Raw genomic sequence first — 23,152 nt, 5'->3', positions numbered from 1 at the left:
AATTATTCTATTATAACAACATGAGAGCCTAAATTAGTTCAATCAATTTAAAATTCCAGACGAATTCCAAATTGATGAGTTCCTTCGAATGGGTCAGAATGCCTGTAACCATAGTCGATTCCAAGGCGGGTTTCTGATTTTTTCTTTAATGGAACTGAAATACTGGCACCTGCTGCTAAACCGGTATGGGCTGTTTTATTTATTTCATCGCCTCCTGAGTCAAATTCATACTTATAAGAAGCTCTTAGAGCAAAATATTCTGTTAATTTGATTTCTGCACCTCCACCAATTTCATCTCTTCCAAAAGAATTTGAAGTGAAATTTACAATCGGTGTAATCGTAACCATGTCTGAAGGAATAAAGTCATAAGATACCCCAATATGCAATTGAGAAGGTAATTCAAATTTATTGAGTCTAATGTTATAGGTTAAATCGGTGTTTTCAGAACTTTTCAATTGAGTTGACAATCCATCTCCACTAAAGTCCATAGGACCTCCAACATTGCGCAATGAAATACCAAATTTAAAATTGTCCTGTGAACCTGATACATATTGAATCCCTGCGTCTATTGCAAATCCAAACGTGCTTAAGTCCTGGATTGATTCTGAAATTCCACGAAACAATACACCAACCGTAATTTTATTTCCAAACGTATGCGCATATCCAACGCCAATGTTACTGAATTTTGGACTATAGGTTGCACCGGTTCCTTCAGGTACAGCGGTGGTGGTAACCCGGATGTCCCCAAAATCAACACTCATGATTGAGATCCCCAAGGTTCCATTTTTTCCAACTTTAGTCACAAAGCCTCCAGCATTTAAACCAATGCCGCTTGGTACAAGCCATCTCGATTGAGCGAGGCCAATTTCCATCCGGTTTACCCTGGCAATACCTGCAACGTTTACCATCATCGCTTCAACTCCACGGACACACGAGGCATTTAAACTATTCAGTGCTCCACTTCGAACCCATGGATTCATTAATAATTCATAAGCGCCGGCTTCTCCCTGGCGATCCGGATTTCCACAAAAAGCTCCGGTACTTAAAAATGAAAGTGCAAAAAGAGTAAAAATTATTTTTCGCATAAGTCTTCTATTAATCGGGTTTTAAAATAAGTGATTCCGGATTCAACCGGAATCACCTATTCGTTTTTTTTATAATCCGGATGGATCAAATTTTCTTGCTACACCAAACCACTTCACAATTTTTTCTGCTCCGGTTGAATTTTCTTTAATGTGAATAATATAGGCTCCACTGGAAACAGGAACTCCTTTGAAGTTTGTTAAATCCCACTCCTGATCTGGAGCAATTTGCGTTTCAACAACTCCAGGATTGGAACCTGTTCTTCTCACTGGAACTTCATCGCGTTTGTATTGCTTAATGAATTTACCATCAACTGAATAAATTGTTACCGTACAATTTGCAGGGAGATTGGTAATCTTCACAACATTGCTGAATTGTCCTGTTTCATAACTTGAAAATCCATAATATGGATTTGGAACTACATTCACATTGTCAAGGGCATTGTCGTATTCAGTTTCTTTTGTCACAATTTGCGCTTCGTGACCTTTAATTGAAAATGAATAAAAATTATGGCCTTTGTTTTCATTGGTACCCAATGCATATTGATATGGATTTTGAACTCTCAATCTTACAGTTACATCATTTGGGATGATTCCGTCTTTATACGATTTCAATTGTGCTTCAGGTGTAATTACTGACATACTGCACCAGGTAAAATCCCTGAACAATCTGTTTTTATCAGCAATTTTTGTTGAATTCAATCCCAAGCGGAAACTTCTGCAAGAATCATAAGGCGTTTTTGTAACGTAGATATAATGATGACCTCCAAGTAGTAATGAAAATAATGTTTGAGATAATGGGCACAATGGATTTTGAATGAGATATTCATCCGTTGGATTATACATCATGTCATCTCCTGTCAAAGGACGTGAATTACATCCATCCAATAATGAATTGTCTGATGAATAAAATGAATTTTCGCCAAAGAAAATATTCAATCGTTTTCCCGATTCTACATCAACTGCATAACCTGGAAACCAACCCAGTCCGGTACTGTCTTCATTGGTATCAATATCTGGCAATCCGTCATTGTCTAAATCATCTTTAGTAACAGAAGGCTTTTTCTTTAAAGCAAAATTTTTCAATCCGCTTACCGGAGAAACTAAATTTCCACCAACATTTGGATTCCATGTTTCAACAACCACACAGCGGCTCCATTTGGATTTATCTGAAGTAAATACAATATCAACATTGTTTAAATCAGACATCTTAATAGTACCTCTGGTAACTTTAGATAACGGATCAATCCAAACTGGAGTAAGGTAAACGGTATCTGAAGGTAATTTATACGGATACCAGGTACCTTGGATGTCGCCCAACCCAAGATTTGAATAACACTCTTTTGGATCCAGCGTATAGGATGGTTGTCCCAAACTGGATAATATAAAATCAGATACTCCAACATTATTATCTGGTTGTGCAATCAACCATTTTTGACCGTTTGGATCCTTGTAGTCATAATAAAGCCCTTCACCGATAACGCCACAAGTGTTTAAAGAATCGCTTCCAGCTTCTATGGTTTGACCAATGACAACTGAAATTCCAAACTTGTTGAGGATTTGTTCATTGAGGCGATTGATATCTGATTCTGAGCGAGTCGTATCATTCGTAGTTTTATTGACCAATAACCAATTTACGGGATCATCCAATTTGGTATTGGTAGGATTTGAATCAGTAAATTTCAATTCATAATCTCCATCTTTAACACGAAGTGGATCATAGACTTTAATTTCTATTGGACCACGTCCCGGTTGATAGGTAATTTTTCCATCATAACCTGGTGCTAACATTTTATCATACATATCAGGCTTGAGTAATAAATCAATACCGCCCATACCAATTCCATCGTGACGGGTAATTTCAAAATTACTGCCGTATTTGGCATTGAGTTTTTCATATACTTGAGGTCTCGGTGTCCCCGTGTAAGGCTTGCCATCTTCATTTGGGCCAATATTTAAACGACCTGGACAATACGTAATCCGTTGACCTAAATTTTCAACCAAATTATAATCCTTATAATTATTATAACCATAAGCAATTACTGTAAAGTAATATTTTTTATGGTTGATCAGTCTGCGATCCCCTTTAGCAAATTGATCTTCAGTAACTTTAAATGTATGTCTGATACCGAGGTTTGGACCTGCTACTTTCTCTACCGGAGAATAAACAATCGGATGGGTTGTAGGATCCGGACTTGGATTTTTCTGACCAACCCAATTGTAAATTTTTCTAATATTGTTTTTTAAATCAACGGTAAAGATCTCGCGTACTTTGGTTGGATCTGCGATCGTTGCATCATTTAAAGTAATTGATGGATCTGCTACTTGAAAGATGCGATATCCTTCAAAGCGGTATAAACTATCTACACCTAAAGGAAGTCCAATGCCTGCTTCTGCATAGGATTCAAATTTATTATTTGAATTCAGGTCATTGGTCAAAACCAAAATTAATTCCTGATCCAACTCAATGATGTCTACATCCGGTGCATCCGGTCCGTCTTTAATTTTAAAACAGTTGTCAAAAAGATCCTGAGATAATTTATCAGCTGCATACAATTCATCCATATTTGGACATGGATAATTTTGATCAGGAACAAAGGGCACACCGATAATTAATTCATTGATAGCTCCAGGCAATAATTTCATAGGACCAGTAGCTTGTAAGGTTCTGCGGTCTCCTTCACCCAATGAAGCTGAACACATACTCCAACCGGCTTGATTGTTAGGATCATCACTCAATGCATACCGTGTGGTATCTTGAGATGACGGATTGTAACCACTTCCCCCTTTAGTCAATGGTGTTCCATCTCTCCAATGTCCTGTAAGATATCGATAATACTCAATAGCTGTTCCCGGGTCAGATGTAGCGGCAGGATGATTGCCTACTGATCCATTATTATAATACATAAAGGATGACATTCCGAGTTCTTTACCAAATTCATCCAATGGTCCACGGAAATAATCAACACCTAAAAGTGGAATTTCTGTACAATAGGTATTTACACCCTGATCGCAATTACATCCATTCGATCCGTCTGAAGGATCTATGTTGTAGATATACATTAAACTGCGCTCTTTGTTACAACCAACATAATCGTCCGTATAACAACCTAAATCCGGATCAATCCACATCGCAAAATAGCAGTCATTCAATTCTTGAGGTGCACGATTAATCAACTTATAACGCTGGAAGGTCATGTCATTGATTTCGTCACCGGTGTTAAATGCAAATGCCTGTACCTGTACTTCCATTCGGATTGGTTCGCCATTTGAATTGGTGTGAATGGCACCACCGCCGTTGTCATTATAAACCCAGAAATACATTTGATCCGGATAAACAGGCTCATTACACCCGCGGATATCGATGATTGGAAAATCTCCTTTTTCTGGTTCGTAAATTCCATTATCAGAAGGTGATCCTGGTTCTTCATAAAACAAACCTAAACCTTGAGGAAGAAAGGGCAATTCAAATCCATATTTGGATGAAAAATATTTATTTCCTCTGGCAGGATAGTACAATACATCTTCCGGGATTTCTGAAAGCGTTAAATCACGCGTACCTTTTACTTCTTTATAAATTTTTTGCTGGTCGCGAATACTCTTTCCAAGAACTACAAAAAACTGATCCCAATTTAAACAATCTTCTGCAGTTGTTTCCCCAGTATTAGGTGTTAATGGGCCTGGCCAACAGTCGTTCATCGATGGACGACGATATGCCTGTGCCATTAAATGTAAGTTCCGGGATGGATCGTATCCACCAACCCAAACAGCACCTGCATAGATTGCAGAAACCGGTTTTTTACTGGATCCTTCCGGTACTTTTGGTACGATGTAAGAACCTTTACTTAAATCCCACCATACATCCCCTCCGTTTAATAAACGAGCGCGGACGTTGTTGATGTCCATGTCAATTTGCTTGGTAGCAGCAGCACAGGCACCCCCACGTGGTTTTAAGTTTTTAGATGTTTTGGGATTGGGAGCCACATGTTCCGGTCGGTTCGAAAAACCAATCGTCTGACTCACGAATAAAATGCTTAAGAATAATACTATTGATCTCATAAAGCAAAACTTGTTCAATGATTAAATTAAAATTCGAGAATGGCTCCTAAATAGATTCTTCTCGGTTGTGTGAAATTGTTCGGATTAACGACCCGATAATTATATTGGTTTACAAAATAATCAATATAATCTTCTCCATAAATGCCTGTTACATTAGAAATTTCTGCAGCTCCTTTATCAGATTTAAGATATCCATCATCTTTTGAACCACCAGAACCTCTGTAAACTCCAATTATATTTTTAGTATCAAATAAATTTTGAACTCTTAAATAAATATTCAAATCTAAAGGATGCTTTCCGCGAACAATAGAAATGTTCTTGTCTATACGCATATCCACATTAAAATTCCAGGGTAAACGAGAACCGTTGATATCTCCGCGGTAACCGGAACCATCAAAACGAATAATCTGTGTACCTGGTGAATAAGGTCTTCCGGAAGCAGTAGTTACCAACATGTTGATTCCTGTATTTGATAAAATGTCTTTACCAAACACTCTTGGACCATTGTAACGTTTACCTGATTCATAACGGTAATCCGCAGTAAATGAAAAACGATGTCTTTCATCATAATTGAAAGGAAAAATATTGCGGATGTTAATTCCTTTTTGTGTCAATCCACTTTGCGTTTCTGGATCTGAACCCGTTCCATCTGCAAACTGCAAGGTATATGCTGCAGTAAATTCAAAATTATTGGTACGTCTTAAATCATAAGTAAAGTTGAAACCCTTAACGGTACCAAAATCAATATTTCCATAACTGTCGTACGTTCCAATAGTTGCAACGCGGCTATACGTAATCCGATTGATCATGTTACGCAATTCTTTATAATAGGCCGACATTTTAATAGCCGATGAATTGCTGATTTTTTGCTGGAAACCAACTTCATAATCAACTGTACGGCTTGGTTTCAAATTGGCATTGTTTGCCGGAGTTCTTCCCTGGTCATTAAAATAATAATATTCCAATGCTGTTACGTTAGCATTTGATGTTGGACGCTGCACTAAAATATCATAGTGTGCAAAGAAGTTGGAATTATCAGAAATTGGGAATGAAAATGCCATCCGTGGCATCCAGTTAATTTGTGATTTATAATCATCAAATGATTCTTCCACTTTAAAATATCTTCCTTTAATAGATCTCAAACTATCTACCGGCTGAACATAAGCAGGATACACCAGGTTACTGGTAAATAACTGATCAGATGAGTTGACTGGTGTACCGGCGCGATTATACCACTGGTCTCCATTTCGGTAAGCTTTTACTTCCGTAGATTTCTCACCTGTTACATATACTTTGTAATCATCTCCGATAGATCCTGGTTTAGTCGTACCATTAATATCATGAAATGACTTTGCTCCTAACAAGCCATATAATGAATATGGATCTTTCAACACTTTTGTATTGGCATCAAAAAAGTCAACCCGGGCACCTAATCGGAAAATGATATCCTTAAATGTAAATTTGTCCTGGATATAACCTCCAACATAAACAGGTGTAAATGGTGCTACCTCAAATGCTTTGCGACCGGTTGCTGGATCTACGATTCTATAAAAGTCCTCAAACTTAACGGTGCTCTTGGCTTTATTTCCCAAATAATCAAAACCACTGTATCCAATAACATTTTGATCTGTCAACTCACGAGGAGAAAACATATTTAATGCAAGATCATTATTGTTTAATTCGTTTACGTTTCCATAACGATGTACAGCTTGATCAATATCCATTCCTGGAAATAATTTTGAGCGAATTTCTCTATAAAAACGCGCATCAGAACCTGGAGTAATTAATGTTTCGTATATGTCTATCGAATCCATTAGGAATGGATTATACACTCTTCCAATTACAATATTGGTATCAACCCCGACGATGTGGTTGTTGGTATAAAGTCTGGCCAAATTCCATAAACTAAAAGGCAATAAAGTCCAGGATCTATTGGTTCGCTGCTCGTAAGTAATTCCAAACTGGATGTTGTGACGACCACTTTTAGATCCCCCTGGCAAGAAATCAAAACCACTGGTTACTTGCAAGGTTGCTAAATCATTATCCGCCTTGTTGTATCTATTGTAAACACCTCCAACATTATTGTTTAGATTACTCCATAAATTGTCATAAGCAGAACTTACCAGACCATTAAAGGCCCGGTAACCATCTAAAATTTGAGGCTCATCGATAGGAATTTTATTTAAGGCCGCATAAGCAGGATTTGGTGAACTATTTGCATCAAATGCATTTAAATTTGAATTATAACCTCCTTGTTCAAAATCAGTAACTGCAAAGTTATATCCTGTATGTACAAACTGATCACTATAAGCCGTATCATATCGTCCATGGAATTTTCCCATATATCCGTAATCAAAAAACCGGTCTTTATGCCTCCAGTCCTGAGTTTCGGTTTTTGAATTTTGGAATCCGCCTTGTAAAGTATAATATAAGTTTTGGATGTTTGAAACTGTGGCTTCTGCATCTTGCGGACTGTTTAAGTCAGTCAGTTTACCCAAGCGATGACGAAAACGTGCATTCACTCTATAAATATCAGTCTGGGTAATTGGATTGTTGTCCCAGTTTAATAAAGTCCAGGAACCTTGTCCGGTGGTGTTATCATCTCCCGGATTGAATCGATCTACAACGCGTGAATAGTTTCCTGAAACAGATAAATCAATATTATCAACCGGTCTGAAATCCAATTTACCAGTTAAGTCAACAGCCTTATTTTTTGTATTTGGATTGTAATCCAGATATTCCACTTCATTTGTTTCTAAAAACTGGCCTGAAACAGATGGGGTTCCACCAATTAATTGTAAAGGATCGGATTTTAATCTGTTTAAAGTAGATTCTTTGGCTCTATAGATACCATATGCTGGTGGATCGTCATCTTTTAATATGTTAAACTGTCCGGATAAACGATATCCCAATATGGTACGACCTTTTGTAGAATCTGTTAAGCGTTTTTTATAAATAGGTCCTGATACATTTACGTTTAAAAGGTTATAACCAAATGCATCCAATCCTTGGGATGTTTCGTATTCTACACCTCCAGAAAATTTAGAGGAAGGTCCTTTACTGGTAGAAGAAATTGCACCACCTGTTAAATCTCCGTATTGTGCTTCTACACCACCCGTGATTACTTGAATCTGCTCCAATTCGGTAACTGGAATTTGTCGGCCTGTAATCCGTAAACCATCAAGGTAAAAAACCGTTGCATCGGATCTTCCACCCCGAATGTAGATATCACCTCCATCGACACTTGACAGTCCGGCGGTAGTTGCCGCAATCGCTGTCAAACTCTTGGTAGGCAGATTTTTTATTTTTTCAGCTGTAACAACCCCACCCTGAGTAGTATTGTCTTTTTCAATTAAAGGTGCTTTGTATTCAATAACTTCAACGGCATCCAACTGGATTCCGGAACTTATTTTAATATTTAATGTATTTGCTTTGCCGGCAAGTACATTGATGCCGGTAACCCGCTTGGCATTATAGCCCACATAACGGGCCTCCACGTCGTATTTACCCGGATCCAGCTGTACGCTGTAGTTTCCGTCAAAATCTGAGACGATGGTGGTAACCTGAATCCCGTTTTTATAGAGGATAATTCCACATTGAATTATGGCTTCTCCGTTGGATTCGTCAGTAACTTTTCCTGTCAGGGAGGTTTGACTGTGTAATGAAATCAGGCAAAAGAAAGACAGGCTAAAGAGTAGTAAGTATCGTTTGGACATAATGTGAATTTGTGGCTTCTGTCGAAATAAAATTTTGCAATGTTAAGAATTTCTAAAAGGATTTCAAATACCAATTGGCATGACTTATTTTAATTTAAATTTAACTAATTGGTTTTCAGTAGTTTATAATATTTTTTTCATTTGCAATCCGGTCTAATTTTTCCAGGATTGTGGTGGCAATTTTTTGTTTTGACTGGTAGGTCCATCCCGCAATGTGTGGACTGATTAAAACCTGAGGCAGTCGATACAAATCATTGTAAAAAGCGCTTTCTTCCTTATTAAAGCTTGCTGGTTTTTCATTTTCGAATACATCCAAACACGCGCCCCGGATTTTTCCTGAATGTAAAGCAGCTAGCAAATCCTTTGTGTTCACTACCGGACCTCTGGATGTATTGATCAGATAAAAGGAATGTTTGACTTTCGCAATAAACTCCTTATCAAGCAAATACTTCGTTTCAGCGGTCAGGGGGACATGTAAGCTAATCACATCGGCCGATTCCTGAATTTCGCTTACATCCTGAACGACTGTATAACGAGTCGCTGTTGAAGAAAGCTGCTTGTATTTATCATAAACCAGGACTTTAACATTTAAACCCTGGAGTAATTCTACAAACCGGCTGCCGGTGTGTCCAAATCCTATTACCCCAACCGTCTTTCCTGAAAGCTCTTCTCCCCGATTTTTTTCCCGATCCCAAATTCCTTTACGAACCTCCTGATCAGCCCGAACCAGGTTTCTAAATAAAGCCAGCAGCGCTCCCAACGCATGCTCTGCAACGGCATTGCAATTTCCTTCAGGTGCACTGATGAGTCGAACTCCATGCATTTCAGCAGCTTTGGCATCAATAATTTCCATCCCGGAACCCAATCGGGCGATCCATCTCAAATTCCGGGCTTTGTCGAAAAATGAGCCATCTACTTTGATTTTACTATTAATCACCAAACCGGTATAGGAATCGATGATTTCACGGGTCTGTTCCAAACTGATTTCTGGGTGGTAATCTGTGATAAAACCTCGGCGTTCAAGTCCCTCAAGCAATAATGGATGTACATCATCCGTGATTAGAATTTTTAATTGAGTCACTGGGATTTTTTAATATATCAAATGCAAATTACCGAAATTGCTGAAAAGTAAATGCTTTAGGATGTAGAATTGCATTCATTTTCAATTCCGATGAATATATTTTCCTTTTTTGCAATAGACCCATAAAAACAGGCAGCATCCTGTATCTTTGCGCGAAATTATCCATTTAATGCCAAAAGACGCATCGATCCGCTCCGTGCTTATTATCGGAAGCGGACCCATCATCATAGGCCAGGCCTGCGAATTTGATTATTCTGGAACCCAGGCCTCCCGTTCCCTAAGAGAAGAAGGTATTGAAGTCAGCTTAATCAATTCCAATCCGGCAACCATTATGACGGATCCCGTTACTGCGGATCATATTTATTTGATGCCCTTAACGGTTGAAAGCATTATTAAGATCCTTGAGGAACGACAAATAGACGCCGTTTTACCAACCATGGGAGGACAAACAGCTTTAAATCTTGCAATCGAAGCTGAAAAACAAAATATATGGAATCGATTTGGGGTAAAAATGATCGGCGTCGACGTTGCTGCAATTGAATTAACGGAGAACCGGGAAATGTTCCGAAAACACATGATTGAAATCGGTGTAGAGGTGGCCCCTTCTCAAATTGCCAATTCGTTTTTAGAAGGAAAAGAAGCTGCTCAGCATATTGGCTATCCCTTGGTAATCCGACCGTCTTATACTTTGGGCGGCAGTGGGGGCAGTTTTGTATTGAAACCCGATCAATTTGATGAAGCCCTTCGAAGAGGTTTAGATGCTTCTCCTACGCATGAAGTATTGGTGGAAAAAGCGGTCTTAGGTTGGAAAGAATTTGAATTGGAATTATTGCGAGACAAAAATGACAATGTAGTCATTATTTGTACTGTTGAAAATGTGGATCCCATGGGAATTCATACCGGTGACAGCATTACGGTTGCACCGGCGATGACCTTATCAGATACCGGATTTCAAAAAATGCGGGACCATGCCATCATGATGATGCGTTCTCTTGGAAATTTTGCAGGAGGGTGTAATGTTCAATTTGCCATGAATCCTGACACTGAAGAAATCATTGCTGTTGAAATCAATCCACGTGTTTCCAGGTCGTCTGCATTAGCCAGTAAAGCAACCGGATATCCTATTGCAAAAATTGCTGCAAAGCTTGCCATTGGTTATAATTTGGATGAATTGAAAAATCAAATAACCGGAACAACTTCAGCTTTATTTGAACCTTCATTGGATTATGTCATTGTAAAAATGCCTCGTTGGAATTTTGAAAAATTTCATGGAGCAGATCCCCGTTTGGGATTGCAAATGAAATCCGTTGGTGAAGTCATGGCAATTGGCAGAAGTTTTACCGAAGCCTTACAAAAAGCCTGTCAATCTCAGGAAAATGACCGACATGGTTTAGGAGCCGATAAAAAAGAATGGATCAATACACAAGACATTCTGGAACGATTGGAAGTGGTCAGTGATGATCGGATTTATCGCTTAAAAGATGCATTGCGATTAGGCGTTCCTGAAAAGACTGTTCACAAATTAACTGGCATTGATGGTTGGTTTATTAAAGAAATAAAAAAATTAGTCAATCTAGAAGATCAACTTATAAAATACAATTTACCAGAAGATATCCCATACGATTTATTCTTGGAATTGAAAACGAATGGATATAGTGATACACAAATTGCCTGGTTAATGCGTGTAGATGAAAAAGATGTTTATAAGCAGCGGAAAAAATTAGGCATCAAACGGGTTTATAAATTGGTAGATACTTGTGCAGGAGAATTTGAAGCAAAAACTCCATACTATTATTCAACATTTGATACAGAAAACGAAAGTGTTTCAGACGATCGTAAAAAAATTATTGTTTTAGGTTCGGGTCCAAACAGGATCGGTCAGGGTATTGAATTTGATTATTGTTGTGTGCATGGTGTATTAGCGATTCGTGAAGAAGGATTGGAAGCCATTATGGTGAATTGCAATCCAGAAACTGTTTCTACCGATTTTGATATCGCAGATAAATTGTATTTCGAACCAATTTATTGGGAACATATCGAAGAAATCATTGATCATGAAAAACCAATTGGAATTATTGTCCAATTAGGAGGTCAAACGGCTTTAAAATTGGCAGAAAAAATTCACCAAAAAGGCATCCCAATTATTGGAACAAATTATAACAATATGGACATTGCTGAAGATCGCGGACGGTTTTCAGACATGCTTAAAGATATGGGCATTCCATATCCGCGCTATGGGGTTGCAACGGATGCAGATTCTGCTTTAGAGGTTGCTCGCAAAATCAGCTATCCGGTTTTAGTTCGTCCATCCTATGTTTTAGGCGGCCAACGCATGCGCATTGTAATCAATGATGAGGAACTGGAACGCCATGTATTAAATATTTTTAAACACATGCCGGACAATAAAGTGCTCATCGATCAATTTTTAGAACGTGCAAAAGAAGCAGAAATTGATGCGATATGCGATGGAGAAGATGTTCATATCATGGGCATTATGGAACACATCGAACCTGCAGGCATTCACTCCGGAGATAGTTCGGCCGTATTGCCTCCATACAGTTTAAGTGAAACCGCTGTAAACACCATGGTTGAATATGCCAAACGAATTGCATTGGAATTACAAATTAAAGGTTTAATCAATATTCAATTTGCTATTAAAGATGATCATGTATTTGTGATTGAAGCCAATCCACGTGCATCCAGAACCACCCCTTTCATAGCAAAAGCCTATCAGGTACCTTATCTGAATATTGCAACGAAAGTGATGTTGGGAACCAAGAAATTAAAAGATTTCAAAATGATCAACAAACTGGAAGGATATGCAATCAAAGTACCTGTTTTTTCATTTAATAAATTTCCAGGTGTCGACATCAGCTTAGGACCAGAAATGAAATCTACTGGAGAAGCAATTCATTTTATCAAAGATTTATACGATCCTTTTTTCAGAGATATTGATGCAAAACGCTACATGTATTTAACAAGATAGATTCAATTACGAATTACAAATTACGAATTACGAATTTTCAATTCTTAAATTCAAGTACGCGTGATGTATAGTCTACTCCCGTAATTCGTAATCCGTAATTCGTAATTGATAATTCGTAATTAATCCCTCCTATCTGCTGATTACAATTTTACTCACCACTGCTTCCGTGGTTTCGAAATCCTGTGTTGCATTTGCAAAAACCAGGTAGACGCCGGAAACAGCTTTGTTACCTAGATAATCTTTTCCATCCCAGATGGCTTGTCCGCCATTTGCAAAGGTTTCAAAAACCAGACGACCGCTTAGATCGGTAATTTTTACACGGGCATCTCTGGCTAATCCTTTGATTGCAATGGGACCATCGTAATCAGGTGCAACCGGATTTGGAAATACCGTTGCAGTTTCTGTAAAAAAATCTTTTGCGCGTGTGGCATTGGAACGGAATACCTGCAATCCACGTGCTGTTGCGATCCAGGCTTCCCCTGATTTTGGATCTACTGTAATGTCTAATATATTGTTATCCATCAAGGGGCTGTTGGCCGTATTAAAATTATAAATCTGCGTTTCACCCCCTGGAGATTGGACATAAATTCCATTATTACTGGTTCCAAACCATTTTCGATTGGCACCATCAACCGCAATGCTGGTGATGACTTCTGAAGAAAGTAAATAATAAATGATACCATCCTGATCGACTTTGCGACGACTGCCTTTACAGCTCCCGTCAAATATCGAAGAACCACATTCAAATACGATGGGGCCTTCTGCGGTGCCAACCCATACATCGCCATCGAGATCTACTTCGACTGTTCGAACATCGTTGCTGGTCATTTCTGTGTTGGATTGATTCAGTTGAATGCTTCGATCATCTGAACTAATGGAAGGGTCTCCTTCATCAAATACCATTACACCGCCACTCAATCGACTGACGATCCATTTATATCCGTTCAAATCCACTTTAATTTCGGAAAATAAATTTGGATTATTTGGAAAAACATATTCTTTCCAAATGCCCTGATTGTTTAATGAAACGAGGCCTACTGAAGACAGGTAATTTGTAATCCACAAAGTATTTTCATTATCAAAAGCAAGGCCGGACAGTCTGATATTACCAGTATCGCCTACGGTACCTTTAAGCGGTGAATTTGTTTTATTAAATACTTTATATGCATCCTTTGTACGGTCATATTCGATCAGTCCTTTGCCATTGCTTGCAAAATATATTTTTGTTTTATCTGGATGTTCTGCAATTCGTATGACATCGTTTATGTTGTATGATTTCAAATCATTTGTGGCCGAAGAATTTATTGCGGTCCATGTTTTATCTGAATATTTTAATATACCATCTCCTAAATATCTTGGTGTAAATGTTGCATCGACTCCTCCTGCTGCAACGTAAATTCCATCGTCCAGGCTTGCAATTTCAAAACAATTATTAGAAATGGGTCCACTAACCCAAATGCTTTGGCAATTTGTTCCGGGTTTATCTGAATAGCGAAAACTCCAGCGAAAATCTGCATACCAAATACTGCTATCGATGCATTCTTCTGCATGATAATTTAGTTCGGTGCAATCCGGATTTGAAGTCGTGTAATTTAAAGCGTCATCAAAATAAGCAACGAGATCCCCACAATTGGTTTTGCAATGAAGTCCAGCCAATAAGTGATAAGGCCCTGCATTTAAATAACGCGGTTCATAATCTGGATTGCTAAAAACTGAATTAAACCGATTGCCGTTCCATTGATAGATTGCTTCTTTATTACAAACAAACACCGATCCGTTTCTATTAGCCAATGAGCTGTATGCAAGTTTATCATTTAGTCCAAAAGCTGCATCTAATTTTTTCCAACCATTAAAATTCTGAATGATTCCATTTCCAGAATCCTGATAATAATATACGCTGGATTCAGTTGCCATAAAATAGTCTGACCCATTTCGTGCACAATCAAATACTTTCAGATTTGGCGTAAAGAGCGTAAAATTAAAACGACCTGAATTGACATCCATTTGAGAAAATCCATAATTTCCCGAAATAAAAACATGGGAATCATCAGCAAATGATATTGAATTTATAAATTTATCAATCGGGATGTTATTAAAATTGTAAAGGTCAACTACTGCTTTTACGCCTGAACTGCTTATTAAATCCAAAATCCCATTTTCATATGCTACCAACAAGGTATTACTGGGTTTATGAAAGTAGATTGTATTTATTCTTGTATCACTCAATCCTTCGGTTCGCGTAATGCGTTCAATGCTATTATCCGAACGATTTATTTTAAGAATGGCATATCCCGTTGTAAAATATACAAATTGATCACTGCTGGTGACATGATTACCACTATTAAATGGAAGATGCGTTGCCCAATCACCCAATGCTAAATCAGATTGAGAATAGATCATACAGGGTAGTAATAAAGCAAGTAAAAAGCGCATCATAATGAAAATGGATTCGTAACAACTAAACGAAAGAAAAGCTATTATATTCTTAGGATTTTGGACAAAAAAAAAGATCGACCCTGGGAGGGCCGATCCTTTAAATAACACTATGAGAACACCCTAAAAATTCAAATTAATACGCTATTTGATCTCTAATACTTCAATATACTTCTGCTGAATTAGCGTCCTTTCTCAAATAGCTATTGCAAATTAAGTACATTTATATCATTCATTCCAAATATTTTTTAAAAAAATTTTAAACAATTTGAAATAACAAAAATATTTAATTATTAAGTGGTTGTTCTACAAGCTTTTAATTGGCATAATTGCTAAAGATAGCCTTCCGATAAACCTGTCGAATGGTTAAGTTGCCGTTAATTTAGAGTCTGAATACGATCTTTTTAATGACTTTTGAGTTTTAAAGCAATGAGTAAGCGGGCAATTTGGATAGTAATCGGCATCATGTCACTGGCCTTGGTTGGAACAACCCTGGTTCAGTTGTATTGGATAAACTGGTCCGTACGACTTAAAGAAGAGCAATTTAACGAATCGATAATTGGTGCATTGCACCGGATCGGTGTTCGGCTTGAAAAACATGATCCAAGCATGAGTTTGTCCTCCAGTTTATTTATTGAACAATGGAATGAAAAACAAAAGCAAATTGAATTAATAGACCGTGAAATGCGGATTCAAAAATTTCCATTGGAACGCCGCATTGATCCTTTATTTCTCAAAAAAATCCTGATGCAGGAATTTCAGGAATTAAATCTGGATTTAGATTATTCGTTTGGTGTCATTGATAATGTCCGCAAGAAAATGATTATACTTAATGGGAATTTTCAGGCAGATGTAGGTCCAAATAATATGGCATCCAGCCCGGGATTAAAACTTGAATCCCTGCTACAAAATTCTGAATATGAAATTGGACTTTTCCCAGGAATGACCGGAAATCCAGGGACTTTAAAGGTAATTTTTCCAACCAAGACCCGTTGGCTTTGGCGCTCTGTTTGGCCTTTATTGGTTTTGAGCCTTTTATTAAGCCTGATCATACTTGCTTGTTTTTCTTATGTTATTTATATCGTTTTCCGTCAGAAACAGTTATCGGATATCAAGACGGATTTTGTCAATAACATGACCCATGAATTTAAAACACCCATCGCAACAATCTCGTTGGCATCAGACTCGATTGTTAGTCCGATGGTAATCAATACCCCAGATAAAATTCGCCGATTTGCCGGAATCATCAGACAAGAAAATCAACGGATGCTCAGTCAGGTTGAGAAGGTATTGCAGATGGCATTGCTTGACAAACATGACTTCAAGTTAAACCTTAAAGAAATAAATATCCATGAGATTATAGACCAGGCTGTTTCAAATATTAGTCTTCAGGTGCAGCAACGGGATGGAAGTATAACCAAAGATTTGTCTGCATTAAACGCTACCATCTTGGGCGATCCCCTTCACATGAGCAATATAATTTATAATTTACTGGACAATGCCAACAAATACTCACCAGACCAACCTGAAATTTCTGTCATAACAAGAAATAATGGCAGTACCATTGAAATCCTCGTAAAAGATAAAGGAATTGGGATGAGCCGGGATGTTCAAAAGATGATTTTTGAAAAATTTTACCGGGTCCCTACGGGTAACATACACAATGTCAAGGGATTCGGCTTGGGATTGAGTTATGTCAAAGCCATGACGCTGGAGCACAATGGTAGGGTTGAAGTGGAGAGTGAACCAGGTAAAGGAAGCAGTTTTAAGCTCATTTTTCCGATCAAGGCATAAAAAATATTAACATTTGCAACGACATTCTTCGTATTTAATCGTTATCATATAAATTGTCTAAAATGGTTGGTGCAACTACGGAAACTTCTATGTCTACTAAAATCCTCCTCGTCGAAGACGATCGCAATTTTGGAGACGTGCTACGATCTTACCTTGAAATGCATGGGTATGATGTGGATTTGGCTGTTGATGGAATTGATGGATTTGAGCAATACCGAAGAGGAAATTATGACTTATGTATATTGGATGTTATGATGCCCCGAAAGGATGGTTTTTCATTAGCCAAGGACATTCGATCTAAAAGTTCAGAAGTACCCATTATCTTTTTGACTGCCAAGACTTTGAAAGAAGATGTATTGGAAGGATTTCGAATCGGGGGAGATGATTATGTAACCAAACCATTCAATTCAGAAGAGTTGCTGTACAGGGTTCAAGCCATACTCAAGCGCTCTATGAAAAAGTCCGATCCTGAGGATGATGCTAAAGAATTCACCATTGGTATTTATTTTTTTAATTTTCCCTTGCGAATCCTTTATTTAAAGGAGAACAATGAAATTACGGAAAAAATCAAGCTTTCTCCAAAAGAAGCTCTTTTGTTAAAAATGTTTTGTCAGTATAGAAATCAAATTTTACCCCGTTCGGAGGCTCTCAGTAAAATTTGGGGAGAGGATAATTATTTTACTGCCCGGAGTATGGATGTTTTTGTAACCAAACTCAGAAAATACCTGGCAAAGGATGAAAATATTGAAATCATGAACATCCATGGAAATGGATTCCGCATGATTATACGCGGTGAAATCGGCTCTGAGCTTTAACGAATCGTTCCGTTCTGGCTGGAATCATCTTAGAACCCCTATAATTTCCTTTTGAATTAGGCCGGAGTCTCTATCTTTAAACCGGTGAAAGATCATTCTATACACGCCTTATTGTATGCTATCGGGGGTTCCCTGTTTTTGTTTTTACTCCATCATTTGCCTGTAAATCAGATTTTTATTGACCCTTTTAGTGAAGCGATCAAGAATCATGATATCATGGACATCGCCTTTTCCAAATTCAGGAACCACAATGATCCTGCCTTATTTGATCCTCGGATTGTAATCATTAATTCCAAAGTTACCAATCGGGAACAAATTGCCAATACCATAAATTATTTAAGCAGAAATAAGGTTGCAGTCATTGGGGTCGATCTACTTTTTGATACGGCTTATCAAACAGCACAAGATACCTTATTGCGAGAAGCATTGGTATCTGCAGAACGGTTGGTTTTAGGGAATACGTTTGCTGAATCCGAAAATCATTTAGAAAGTGTGTCGGAGTTTCAATCTGATAGTTTCTTTTCAAAAGACAAAGTCCAGGCTTACGTAAATTTAGGAACCAACGATGGGTTTTCTGTAAGAGCTTTTGAGCCCTATCATATTATAAATGGAATTGAAACGAAGTCATTTGCGATGCAGATTGCTTCGATGTACAATCCTGAAATAAATAAACTAACGCATCTTAAAGCACACACAAAGGAATGGATTAATTTTAAACGATTGCAGCCCGGAGTCCAAAACATGCGAGCTCCCTTTAATTCAAAACAAGCGGTGCATTATGTAATGCTTCAAATTGATCGTTTTTTAGAAGACACCACCCAATTTGACAGCGCATATTTTAAAGACAAAATCGTATTGATTGGTTTTTGTGGAGAGAATGATAATTCGCTTTCTATGAATGACCGATATTTTACACCATTAAACGAACAATATACCGGACGATCTCTTCCCGACATGCATGGCGTTGTGATCCATGCCAATATCATCTCCATGATTCTTGATCAGGATTTTATTATGGATATTCCCGGGAGCATTATATTTCTGCTCTCTGTTTTAATTTTCTTTATTAATTATTTCGTATTTAAGAAGATGTCGCCGAAAGATTATTTTCGATCCATTCCTTATATCCGCTTTATACAAATTATAGAATTTTTTGCTTTGTTGGGGATTTGTCTAAGTTTACTTTTGTTTGCCAACATAAAACTTGGTTTTATCTTTTTAACGACCACTATTATCATCTCATATGAGCTTTATGAATTATATGAACATAAATTAAAACAGTACCCGGAAGCCTATCTTCAAATCATCCGAGATTGGTTTGAACGAAATTCTTTTACCAAAAAGACTTAAACCGTTTGAAAACTTTTATCTTCGGCAACTGATAACCAAATCCTCAAAAGCCGTACCTCTAATAAACGATTAAATTGCCCCGAATATGGCTATAAACAAGTATTTCATTCTTATTTGCTTTAGTTTGATCAGTCTTACCATTGGTTTTAGTCAAGGAATTGCTGCCATTCAGATAGAAGGGGCTGTCAAAATTTGCAAGTCTAAAGAAGCATCCAATAAAGCTAAAAATCTACAATATGGCCCGGTTTACGATGATCAAAAAATCATTATTTCCGGTAAAAATGCACGCGTTAAACTGGTAAAAAATTCAGGTGAAGTATGCGAAGTGGTTGCTCCGGGAACACACTATATCAGCAGTCTGACATTCAGCAAACCTTCTGAAAATTCATTTTTAGGTCAGTTGGCTAATTACTTTATCTCCTTTTTTGAATCGAATGAATCTTCTGAATCCAAAGAAAGTTATAAAAATTCAATTTATGCAATTTCAAGAGGTGAATTGGCAGCACCAGTTTTAGATTTTCCAATAACAGGAAAATTACCTTCTGATTTTAATTCAATGGAATTTTCATGGAGTCATTCCTGTGATACTTGTTGGTATAATCTTACTATTTACGAACTTGAAACAAAGGTGAAGGTATTTAGTATGTTGACACTTAAAAAACAATTTAAAGTGCAGCAATTTTTAAATTATGTTAAACCTGGTAAAAAATATTATTGGAAGGTAGAAATACCAGGTTCCAATTTAGAATATGAGGCCAAACGATTTGAAATTTCTGATAAAAGTGATTATTACAATCAAATAAAAGCAATTGACACTAAATTAAAATCACAACAACTCAGTTTACAATTAGTTCCGAAAACCCTATTTATCCAGGAAGAGCTTGCGCAACTTGATTTAATAAACTATGCTGTATTATATGGCAAAGCCCAACAAATAAACAATCCAAATAATAAACAATTAAAGCAATTGACGGATGCGTTTTATTACAGCCAATTAAAAAATAATATTGGAAAGTAAGTTTAAAATGTCTTTCAAATCAAGCCATGAATAACAAACCAATCAATTTAAACTGTGTGATCTCCTTTTCAAAATTGCAGATCGTTTCCATATTAATTGGATTGTCAGTAATCCTTTCGCTCCCATTTAGTAATGCACAAAACAGGAGCTTATCAACCATGCCTTTGTTACAAGCTGATAATTTTACAAGTAAGCAGGTCGAAAATTTAAATAATACACCCGCTTATGACAGGTGTCTTAAAATATACAATCAACTGGTTGCAGCGAGAGGTGATTTTAGGTTTCCTGTCCCCAGCTTAGTGCTTCGCAGAGAAGTGAGTAAAGTTGCGAGTATTGATTACGATCGATTGGAAATTATTATTGAAGAAAAAGCATATCAGGCTTGTGAACCCTATGGAGACGCAGCCATTGCATTTTTACTAGGGCATGAATTGACTCATTATTATGAAAAACATGCCTGGAGAAGGGGATTTATATCTGAATTCAGCGACTTACAAATTGCAAAAGATCTCAGCAAATTACAAGATCAAATCGCTTATGAAACTGAAGCAGATTACCTCGGTGGATTTTTAGCATATTCAGCAGGCTTTGGTTTGTTTAACCAAGGGGGTGAAGTAATCAAAAACTTATACGCAACTTATCAAGTAAAAGATCCCATACCTGGATATCCAGCCTTGCACGATCGGATGGAACTCAGTAAAAAAACAAATCTGAAATTAAAACAATTGGTAGAATTATTTGATATGGCCAATTACCTTTCTGCGATCGGTATGTATGCAGAATCAAGAGAATATTATAAATACGTTTTAATGCAGTATCAAAGTCGTGAATTGTACAATAATCTCGGCATGTCTTGTTTTTTAGAAGCATTATCGTATTTCAAAAAAGAAGAATTGGTATTTCAATATGCACTCCAGCTAGATTTGGAATCTACCGCTTCCAGAGGAGATGATGATATTTTGAGCATACGCACAAAATTATTAAAACAAGGAATTCAATATTTCGATGCTGCCATTAGTATGGATCCTGATTACATTCCAGCTTATTTAAATAAAGCCAATGTCTATGCAATTCTTGGAGATTCAGTTCGGGCCAAATTTTATGCTGAACAAGAAGCTATGGTATTGGCAATTAAAAAAGGAGATTCTAAAAGCATTGGTGACATAAAAAATTTATTAGGAATTTTAAAATTGAAAGAAGGGGATCCTGTTAAAGCCGAACTTCTTTGGAATGAATCAATTGCTTTAGGGGGTATTTGTGCAACTAACAATTTATTTTTACTAAAAAATGGCAAAGAAAAATCAATCAATAAACCCATTGAAAGTGAAATACCTGAATCCATCAATGGTTTAAGTTTAGATGCCATTGCGGAAAGCTTTGAGTTTGACCGCTCATCGATGGTATATCTGGATGGAGGCAACCGTTATTGTCAACAATTTATAGAAACTGATTCAACAATAAATTCGAAATACTTTTTCAATAAATGTACGAAAGATGTAAATGGAACTTATCAATTTATTTTATTTAATAAATGCAATTCATCTTATAAAGAATCCAGTGCACTTGGAATTAAAATAGGAAGCAGCTTTGAAGAGGTATTATCAAAATATGGGAATCCGATAAATAGTATAGGAACCAGTTCTGGAGAATTAATTGTTTATCCATCTATTTTATTTATAACAGACCGGGATCATAAAGTGATATCCTGGATAAATTATGCAACGTATCTTAAATAAATTTTATACTTTTAAATTATTACATATGAAAAAAATTCTTCTCATTTTCTTAGGAATGTTTGCAATCAATTGCATCATTTCAGCACAAGATGAAAACCCTGTAATTGTTGTCGCTTCAGAAGGATCTATAAAATACATACCTTCTGATGGTTCAAAACCAATTAAAGTACAAGCTGGTACCGTTGTAAAATCTAGCGGTAGTTTAAAAATTAAAGGTGGATCCAGTGCTGTACTTTTATCAAAAGGAAACTTTAAAACAGTAAAAAGTGAAGGAACCACACAGCTTTCTACTGCCTTTCAAAAAACTAAAGCCGAAAGTGCCACAAGTTTTGATCCGGATTTTGCTGATTATATCCAATCTTCCGCAGCATTAATTGCCAGTAAACAAGGAGCTGATGGTTGGGTATTGGGTAAATCCATCAATGGAGATGGCTGGTTGGCAGTTGACCCTTTACGCAGTAAAGATGGCTGGTTAGCAGTTGATCCTTTACGCAGCAAAGATGGTTGGGGTGCTGTGGACCCATTGCGTAGCAAAGATGGTTGGGGTGATAAAAAACCTATGGTTGAAAATACCCTGCCTTTTGGTAAACTCAGAGAAACTACAGTACCCTGTGCATGTGCTGCAATACCAGAAGGAAAAACTTGTACTGTTGAAATATTAGATGGAGATCAAGTTGTACAAACTACTGAGTGTTGTCAAAATGGACAATGTACCATTGACTTGAAAAAATTAAAATTAAAGAAAAATTTCCGTTATGCCTGGAGACAAAAACTTGGAACCGGAGAAAATGCGCTTACTCAATCAGTTAACTTTATGGTATTAGCCAACGAAGATTACATGAACATTCTGAAACGTGTCAGAACTTCCAAAGTTTATCTAGGTGGCAACCCTTCTGTTAAAGGGATGATGGAAGCAGCAGCTTTTGAACAAGCACAATTATATACTGAAGCTGAAACTATTTACAACCGCCTATTGGACGAAAATCCAAAAGATAAAATGTTACAAATAAATAAAGCTGCTTTATTATTAAGAATTAATAATGAAGCTAAAGCAATGAAAGTAATGACCAAGTAAATTCGAA

Annotated in this window: 12 protein-coding genes; 7 read left to right on the top strand and 5 right to left on the bottom strand. The window is 37.1% G+C overall.

The window, feature by feature from the left end:
* Positions 1 to 47: 47 nt before the first annotated feature.
* The 4 genes from IPJ80_07110 to IPJ80_07095 form a co-directional block, all read right to left on the bottom strand.
* Positions 48 to 1,085, bottom strand: a complete 1,038-nt coding sequence (locus IPJ80_07110) for a PorV/PorQ family protein (protein MBK7913254.1) — start codon at positions 1,083 to 1,085, stop codon at positions 48 to 50.
* Between the two features lie 69 nt (positions 1,086 to 1,154).
* The gene (locus tag IPJ80_07105) at positions 1,155 to 5,141 is read right to left on the bottom strand and encodes a hypothetical protein (protein MBK7913253.1); all 3,987 of its coding nucleotides are present in this window, start codon (positions 5,139 to 5,141) and stop codon (positions 1,155 to 1,157) included.
* Positions 5,142 to 5,167: 26 nt separating this feature from the next.
* Positions 5,168 to 8,857: a TonB-dependent receptor gene (locus IPJ80_07100; GenBank protein ID MBK7913252.1), complete on the bottom strand. Its 3,690-nt coding sequence runs from the start codon at positions 8,855 to 8,857 to the stop codon at positions 5,168 to 5,170.
* A 115-nt stretch (positions 8,858 to 8,972) separates the two neighbouring features.
* A complete protein-coding gene (locus IPJ80_07095) occupies positions 8,973 to 9,938 on the bottom strand; it encodes a hypothetical protein (GenBank protein MBK7913251.1) in 966 nt (321 codons plus the stop codon).
* Positions 9,939 to 10,107: 169 nt separating this feature from the next.
* Between IPJ80_07095 and carB the strand changes: the two genes are divergently transcribed.
* On the top strand, positions 10,108 to 12,924 hold the full coding sequence (gene carB / locus IPJ80_07090; GenBank protein MBK7913250.1) for a carbamoyl-phosphate synthase large subunit: 2,817 nt from the start codon (positions 10,108 to 10,110) through the stop codon (positions 12,922 to 12,924).
* 129 nt (positions 12,925 to 13,053) lie between these two features.
* On the opposite strand, the gene IPJ80_07085 is transcribed toward carB, so the two are convergent.
* Positions 13,054 to 15,360 carry a hypothetical protein gene (locus IPJ80_07085; protein ID MBK7913249.1) on the bottom strand — a complete coding sequence of 769 codons (2,307 nt, stop codon included), beginning with the start codon at positions 15,358 to 15,360 and terminating at the stop codon, positions 13,054 to 13,056.
* Between the two features lie 426 nt (positions 15,361 to 15,786).
* On the opposite strand from IPJ80_07085, the gene IPJ80_07080 reads away from it, so the two are divergent.
* The 6 genes from IPJ80_07080 to IPJ80_07055 all read left to right on the top strand — a co-directional run bounded on the left by IPJ80_07080 (position 15,787) and on the right by IPJ80_07055 (position 23,145).
* A complete protein-coding gene (locus IPJ80_07080; protein ID MBK7913248.1) occupies positions 15,787 to 17,151 on the top strand; it encodes a HAMP domain-containing histidine kinase in 1,365 nt (454 codons plus the stop codon).
* Positions 17,152 to 17,240: 89 nt separating this feature from the next.
* Positions 17,241 to 17,966 (top strand): response regulator transcription factor, encoded by a 726-nt coding sequence (locus tag IPJ80_07075; GenBank protein ID MBK7913247.1) that lies wholly within the window; start codon positions 17,241 to 17,243, stop codon positions 17,964 to 17,966.
* 84 nt (positions 17,967 to 18,050) lie between these two features.
* A complete protein-coding gene (locus IPJ80_07070) occupies positions 18,051 to 19,316 on the top strand; it encodes a CHASE2 domain-containing protein (GenBank protein MBK7913246.1) in 1,266 nt (421 codons plus the stop codon).
* Positions 19,317 to 19,401: 85 nt separating this feature from the next.
* The gene (locus IPJ80_07065; GenBank protein ID MBK7913245.1) at positions 19,402 to 20,334 is read left to right on the top strand and encodes a hypothetical protein; all 933 of its coding nucleotides are present in this window, start codon (positions 19,402 to 19,404) and stop codon (positions 20,332 to 20,334) included.
* Positions 20,335 to 20,360: 26 nt separating this feature from the next.
* On the top strand, positions 20,361 to 22,070 hold the full coding sequence (locus tag IPJ80_07060; protein MBK7913244.1) for a hypothetical protein: 1,710 nt from the start codon (positions 20,361 to 20,363) through the stop codon (positions 22,068 to 22,070).
* A gap of 25 nt (positions 22,071 to 22,095) precedes the next feature.
* Positions 22,096 to 23,145 carry a hypothetical protein gene (locus IPJ80_07055; GenBank protein MBK7913243.1) on the top strand — a complete coding sequence of 350 codons (1,050 nt, stop codon included), beginning with the start codon at positions 22,096 to 22,098 and terminating at the stop codon, positions 23,143 to 23,145.
* Positions 23,146 to 23,152 lie beyond the last annotated feature (7 nt).

The organism is Saprospiraceae bacterium (assembly GCA_016714025.1).
Classification (GTDB): domain Bacteria; phylum Bacteroidota; class Bacteroidia; order Chitinophagales; family Saprospiraceae; genus Vicinibacter.
Note: the sequence above shows the minus strand (reverse complement) of the source record. Positions and strands in the feature narration are given on the sequence as shown.

Coding starts and splice junctions, on each gene's coding strand:
- IPJ80_07110 (MBK7913254.1), bottom strand. CDS start 1,085: ATGCGAAAAATAATTTTTACTCTTTTTGCACTTTCATTTTTAAGTACC.
- IPJ80_07105 (MBK7913253.1), bottom strand. CDS start 5,141: ATGAGATCAATAGTATTATTCTTAAGCATTTTATTCGTGAGTCAGACG.
- IPJ80_07100 (MBK7913252.1), bottom strand. CDS start 8,857: ATGTCCAAACGATACTTACTACTCTTTAGCCTGTCTTTCTTTTGCCTG.
- carB (MBK7913250.1), top strand. CDS start 10,108: ATGCCAAAAGACGCATCGATCCGCTCCGTGCTTATTATCGGAAGCGGA.
- IPJ80_07085 (MBK7913249.1), bottom strand. CDS start 15,360: ATGATGCGCTTTTTACTTGCTTTATTACTACCCTGTATGATCTATTCT.
- IPJ80_07080 (MBK7913248.1), top strand. CDS start 15,787: ATGAGTAAGCGGGCAATTTGGATAGTAATCGGCATCATGTCACTGGCC.
- IPJ80_07075 (MBK7913247.1), top strand. CDS start 17,241: ATGTCTACTAAAATCCTCCTCGTCGAAGACGATCGCAATTTTGGAGAC.
- IPJ80_07065 (MBK7913245.1), top strand. CDS start 19,402: ATGGCTATAAACAAGTATTTCATTCTTATTTGCTTTAGTTTGATCAGT.
- IPJ80_07060 (MBK7913244.1), top strand. CDS start 20,361: ATGAATAACAAACCAATCAATTTAAACTGTGTGATCTCCTTTTCAAAA.
- IPJ80_07055 (MBK7913243.1), top strand. CDS start 22,096: ATGAAAAAAATTCTTCTCATTTTCTTAGGAATGTTTGCAATCAATTGC.